Origin of the sequence: Photorhabdus tasmaniensis, from assembly GCF_011189505.1 — a bacterium.
Classification (GTDB): domain Bacteria; phylum Pseudomonadota; class Gammaproteobacteria; order Enterobacterales; family Enterobacteriaceae; genus Photorhabdus; species Photorhabdus tasmaniensis.
Genome location: NZ_PUJU01000097.1, coordinates 1 through 5,855, shown reverse-complemented (window position 1 = coordinate 5,855; position 5,855 = coordinate 1). Strand labels below are relative to the sequence as shown.

5 protein-coding genes and 1 pseudogene are annotated in these 5,855 nt (G+C 53.8%); 2 read left to right on the top strand and 4 right to left on the bottom strand.

Features of this window, described 5'->3' with window-relative positions; translation table 11 throughout:
• Nucleotides 1-421 (bottom strand): phage integrase SAM-like domain-containing protein (locus C5471_RS22465; RefSeq protein WP_207627442.1); only part of this gene is annotated, 421 nt, incomplete at its 3' end.
• The gene (locus C5471_RS22460; RefSeq protein ID WP_133813334.1) at nucleotides 408-3,773 is read right to left on the bottom strand and encodes a CHC2 zinc finger domain-containing protein; all 3,366 of its coding nucleotides are present in this window, start codon (nucleotides 3,771-3,773) and stop codon (nucleotides 408-410) included. The genes C5471_RS22465 and C5471_RS22460, both read right to left, overlap by 14 nt.
• A 132-nt stretch (nucleotides 3,774-3,905) precedes the next feature.
• Between C5471_RS22460 and C5471_RS22455 the strand changes: the two genes are divergently transcribed.
• Together C5471_RS22455 and C5471_RS22450 are read left to right on the top strand one after the other, a co-directional pair.
• Complete coding sequence (locus tag C5471_RS22455) at nucleotides 3,906-4,268, top strand: helix-turn-helix domain-containing protein (protein WP_011147857.1); 363 nt, start codon at nucleotides 3,906-3,908, stop codon at nucleotides 4,266-4,268.
• Nucleotides 4,269-4,340: 72 nt separating this feature from the next.
• A complete protein-coding gene (locus C5471_RS22450; RefSeq protein ID WP_133813335.1) occupies nucleotides 4,341-4,568 on the top strand; it encodes a SymE family type I addiction module toxin in 228 nt (75 codons plus the stop codon).
• A gap of 52 nt (nucleotides 4,569-4,620) precedes the next feature.
• Here C5471_RS22450 and C5471_RS22445 read toward each other — a convergent pair whose 3' ends face one another.
• Together C5471_RS22445 and C5471_RS24650 are read right to left on the bottom strand one after the other, a co-directional pair.
• On the bottom strand, nucleotides 4,621-4,968 hold the full coding sequence (locus tag C5471_RS22445) for an immunity 8 family protein (RefSeq protein ID WP_075489515.1): 348 nt from the start codon (nucleotides 4,966-4,968) through the stop codon (nucleotides 4,621-4,623).
• Between the two features lie 14 nt (nucleotides 4,969-4,982).
• Nucleotides 4,983-5,855: pseudogene (locus C5471_RS24650) on the bottom strand (hypothetical protein); the annotation flags it as partial.

Below are 5,855 nucleotides of genomic sequence, written 5' to 3'. Positions count from 1 at the left end.
GCTTTTCCAGTCTGGGGAGTTCAAGGTCCGCCGCCGGGTTCGCCAGTATCAGGTTCTGTTTCGTCAGCCATTTGAACCAGACCTTCAATGGCTCCAGTTGGGTACGTTGCGTCCGGGTGCTTAACGGTTCACCGTTGGTCTTGCGGTACTGATACAGATAACGCTGGTAACGTTCCAGTATTGGCCGGGTGATATCCGCTGCGTAGTATAAGCCGCGCTCGGTTGCCCACAGGATAAAGTGGTAAGTATGGTGTGTCTGTACTTTCAGCGTGCTTTCTGACCAGTTCCGTTCCTGCCGCCACACCACAAAGCGCAGCAACAACGCATACAGACTCTTGGGGTCGTGCGCCGGGCCGACAGGTTTGCGGTACACTTCATCCACTGTCAGCAGGCTTCCCCTGCGGGGTTTACGGTTTGCCATGATTGACCTCCGTTTTGGATTGGGGATGGGCGGCTGAGGCAGCGGGCGGCGGGGCTATTTTATTTTTGCCTCTGATTATTGCGTTTTCATCCGCCCGGACTGGTGCCCCTGTTTTCCCTTGTGCTGTCTGGGCTGACGCGGGTTTTTCTTCCCCAGGCTTAGACCAGACTTGCCCCAGACTTGAGGCAGACTGACTGCTTTCCCGGTCAGACTTTCGTGCATTTAAGTCAGACTTGCTCTCCTGACCTGTCGGGGCGGCTTTCGGCGTTTTATCCCTGTCGGGCACAGGCAATGCGTCTCCATGATTATTTTCTCTAATAACTGCGTTTTCATCTGCCCGGACTGGTGCACCAGACGGCCTTTGTGCTGTCCGGGCTGACGCGGGTTTTTCTTCCCCAGACTTAGACCAGACTTGCCCCAGACTTGAGGCAGACTGACTGCTTTCCCGGTCAGACTTTCGTGCATTTAAGTCAGACTTGTGTTCACTGCCTGCCGTTTCTGAGTCCGGTTCTCCGACATCCAGCAGGCCGCACAGGTGCGCCGCGCCGTTGTCTTCCCCGTCCCACAGCAGTTCATAATGCAGCAGGTGCCCCCGGCTGCCGCCATGCGACAGCAGGTATTCCATTTCCGTCAGCCGTTGACAGTGGTTTTTGAGCTGGCTGTCGCTCCAGTGGGTAAAGGCGCGGATATCCCGCCGGGTAAAGCGCACTTCATTCGGCTGGCAGTGCTGGATTTGGGCCTGTTCGTTCACCATCGCCTGTATCAGCAGTAACAGCTTACGCGTCTGCGGCGGCATTTCATCCAGCGTGCGCCCCAGCACGTCATGCGCCAGCTGGTTAGCCAGGGCAATGTCGTCTTGGGTGACTTCGATATATTCAATCACCTGCCCGCGATGGGTGGTTTTCTTCACTTCACGTTGATACTGGTGCAGCAACGCAATGGCCTGTATCAGGGTGAGGTATTTCATATGGTCGCGCCGCATCCGGGTTTTGTCTGACAGGAACGTCAGTTTATGGGCGTAAGGATTGACTACTTTCAGCGGCCTTAACAGGCGCTGGGCGTTCTGGTGTAACTGCGTCAGATAGCTTTTCTCCGAGTCAGCCAGCAACCCTTCCAGTGTCTGACGGTGCCGTTGCATGGCGTGGATGGCCTGCGTCTGCTCGCGCGATTCGTTGACCGTCAGCACCAGACAGCGGTTCAGCAGTTCTTCATCCACATCAATGGCCGTCGTCGTTAACATCAGCATCACCGGGCCCTGTACCCTGTATTCCCGCGTCACCAGTTCGCCGCTCTGTTCGTTCTTGCCGGTGCTGGCGATTTTCAGCTCGCCGTCGGACTGCAACAGTTTCAGGGCATAGGCCGCCTGCCGCACGCCTTCTTCCTCGGCTATCGCCAGTATTTTGTGTTGCAGGCTGGTTTCTCCCAGATAGTAGAGGCTCTGCCCGGTCATTGCCGAGTACTGGATACGCTCCTCTTCCGGCATCAGGTTCAGCACCGCCTCCATCAGGGAAGATTTCCCTGCCGCCGAGCTGCTTTGTATCAGCACGGCCAGCGGTTTATCGAGTTTGCGCGAGACCGCCGCCAGATACCCGGTCAGCAGATTGGTGGATTCGCCGACCACGCCACAGGCGGCCATGTCGTTGATAATCTGTTCTGTTAAGTTCGGCGATTTCAGCAATGCCAGCGCGGCGGCTTCGTCTTCCGCGCTGACCGTGACTGCCGTTGTCCCTGAGGCTTCGACGTCGGCCTGCTGTTGCGCATCCTGTTGCTGCTCCAGCATCAGCAAGACCCGCCCGGCTTCGCGTTTGATGACCGACAGCTCGCATTCCAGCTCTTGCGCCGCCGTGCTGATGTAGTTCTGACGATGCCGCGCATGATACATGTCCAGCGTATCCACATGGAACAGGCCGGAAGTTTCATCCCGCACCTGCACATTGACTTTCATCACATCAGGCACTGGGGATTTTTTCATCCCCCGTATCCGCCAGACCCGGGGGCCGCTTTTCATCAACAGTTCACCGCAGGCCGTGCGCTCACAGGGCACCGGCGCAACGGTCAGCTCTGGCGGGGCGGCTAAAGAAGAAGATTCAGCCACACCGGCACTTTGGGGCTTTTCCGTCATATCTGACGAGACGGGCCGCTCATGGCTGAACACCGCACCCGGTGCCGTTCCCTGTCCCAGCCAGACCGCCTGTTGCAGGGCCAGCCCCAGCGCATGTTCGGCGTTGCCACTTTTGACAGCATAATCATTGGCATCCATGCCCGGCGGGAACTGCACCCGCCATGCCTCGATACCGGCTTCCAATAAGTCAGCGGCCACACTGGCCGCGCCACGGTCTCCGGCCTCGTCCCGGTCAAAGGCAATCAGCACTCGTTTCACGCCGTGATACTGCAAGGCTGCGAGGTGCTCACGGTTAAACCCGTTCACCCCGAACGCGGCGATCACGTTACGGAACCCGGCACACCAGAACGTCATGGCATCGATCAGCGCTTCGCACAGGATAATTTCATTTGACGCCTGCATCGTTGATTCATTCCAGACCCCGGCCAGGGGTGAGGACAGGTACAGATGCTTTGGGCTGTCTTTCAGGACTTTGTAATCCGGCTGGGTTCGGCGGCCATACAGTTGCAGCACCCGCCCGCGGCTGGCTACACTGGCCGATTCAGCCCAGCCGATTATTGGCACCACGACGCAGCCCCGGAAGTGGTCCTGCCGGGTGGTCGTACGCAACACGCCCAGCCCCGACAGCTTGCCGCGCAACTGCTGACCTTCCTGACTGTCTTTGGACGGCAACAATCCCGCCGAACCACTGATACCGTGATGACCCGCATACCCCAGCTTAAAGTGGCTGACCAGTTCAGGATGATGCAGCCCGCGTTTTTCCAGCCAGGCTTTGGCTTCCGGTGACGCCAGTAAGTTCTGATGATAAAAATCAATCACCTGATGCAACAGCGCCTGTCCGTCATCGTCCAGGTCGGCCAGTTTCGGGCGCGGCAGGGGAGCAGACTGTGATCCCGGCTGGGCGGCTAACGAAGAGGCGGCCACCACCGTATTGTCCATATCCGGCAGCCCGGCCAGCTCCCGCAGCCGGCGGATAGCGATTTTCAGCGTCACGCCTTCCGTTTGTATCACCCAGTCCAGTACCGACCCCGCCGCGCCACAGCCAAAGCAGTGATACAGGTTCTTAGCAGGCGATATCACCATTGAGGGCGTTTTCTCGTGATGGAACGGACAGCGCAGCACATAATCCTCACCGCGTTTTTTCATCGGACGGCCTTGCTTACGCGCCAGTCCCAGCAACGAGACGGTTTGCTTTAAGCGGGCTAAATCGGTATCGGGAACGCGGGTCATCAATGACCTCCTGTAAAAACCTGTCAAGATGCTATATTGATATTTAAAACATATCTGATAAGATATCTAAAAACAAGCTTTTTAAAAGGGGGATATATAGTGATATCAAGTTCAACAACCTGGTTTCTCGATATGCAGTTCCCTGAACGGCTTACCACATTACGCAAGGAACGCGGGCTCACTCAGCAGGCGCTGGCTGATATGGCTGGTGTGGCAGTTTTACAGATCCGGCGTTATGAGGGAGGCTCAGCACAACCTACCTTAGAGGTAATACGTCGCTTGGCTATTTCGCTCGGTGTCAGTGCGGATATGCTGGTTTTTGATGAACAGGAGCGCGGTCCCAGTGAGCGGCTGCGCTATCAATTTGAGGCAATTTCTCGTATGCCACAGTATGAGCAGGAGGTTATTAAGGAGTTGCTGGATGCAATGATCATAAAAACTCAAATTGCCGGCACAATGGCCTGTATTTCAACAACAGCGAAGGAAGAGAGTTAACATAGCACGGCGCTGAAGTGCGGGAACACTTCAACGCCGCTAACCATCACCAACTATCAGAGGTAGTTCATCATGGCTAAATGCGATTCTAAAGCAAAAACCATTACAACTAAAGGGCAGGCTGTAAAGCCACGGCATTACACCGTGGGCTACCGGCCTAACCAGGGCAAGCCCAATCCGTATCCGCAGCTCACCATTAAGGGACGTTGGTTAGCTGCGTTGGGTTTTACCACAGGGAAGCCGATCACTATTACCAGCGAAGCCGGGCAGTTAATCATTCAACTGGCTGAGAATGACTGACAGCTAAAGGAAGAGTCCAGTTCTTTAGCTGGACTCCTTGGATAACAGCAGGTTAAGGTTGATAATCCTCATATTCCCAGGCAAAGACACGGGAAAGCTTTTGGGCTATCTCCATCCAGTCATTACCTTCACACTGTTCAATATAATCCGTGATGATCTTTTTAATTTCATCCAAATTATACTCACGTACCAGAAGCGTATGACGTATCAATTCCGGTTGCCAATGATGATTACACAGCCATTCAGGTGTACAGATAAAAAGATCAAAATATTCACTCCCACTTTCCAACTCTGGCCCGATTAATAGGGATAAGGTTATATTAATAGTTCCGTCATCTTCACCGGAGTACATGACTGGATCTTTATGCATACAATCTATGCCTTTTAGTACTGCTTTCACTAATGCATCCTCTTTTAATCCAGAATATTTAAATGACCGTTTCCAGTCTTATTTATTTTTCCTTTAGAATCAATTGAATATGTTTCGAAATTGGCTTGCACACCAGTAGTAGCATGGGCACTATTAGGTTTCTCTGATGGTGGTCTATAACCTCTTGTACCATCCGCACTAACCCAGCCATTTCCAGTAGTCTTCTTGGCTCCATCTCCTACCCAGATTTTGCCTAATCTATCCGCTTCTGCTCGAGTTCCTGCCCCAATGCCATAATTGAGCTTACCATTATCACCTTTAACTACAGCCGCCAACTTTGGGTCTTGCGAAGCAATATGGCTAAGGTTTCGTTGCACTAAGTCTTCTTTTAACTTCGGATAAGTTGCCGCATTTTCCGCGCCACTTGTGTTTTTCCCTGCTGACTCAGGCTGAGCACCTTTGCCAGCATTATTTTGCGATGATTTTGGTGACGACTTCGGCCCTTTGGCTCCCTCTATCACAATAGGCAGCGTCATCGCCATTGCCGCAGCAGTTTCCTGACTCATGCCCATTGCTTCAAAGCGTTTTGTCCAGCCGAGTTCACCGACCTTGCCGGTTGCCGCCTGACCCAACGTATTCACCGCCGACAGATAATTTCTGAACTCAACCGGCAATGTGCCGTCCCGGTCCATATTTTTGAGGGTGCGTTCAAACACCGGCCACTGATCAACCAGATAACCATACTTCTGCGGACACTGGTTCGGGTTGCTGTTGCAGAAGTTCATCATTTCCTGCTGATTACGGATATTGGTCTCCACCATATCCTTGATCACTTGTTTGCAGCTTTCGCCTTCACAGGTGCGGGCTTGGTGCGCAAAACTGTCCAGCTCATTCACGCTCAAAAAGTTATTCTCCAC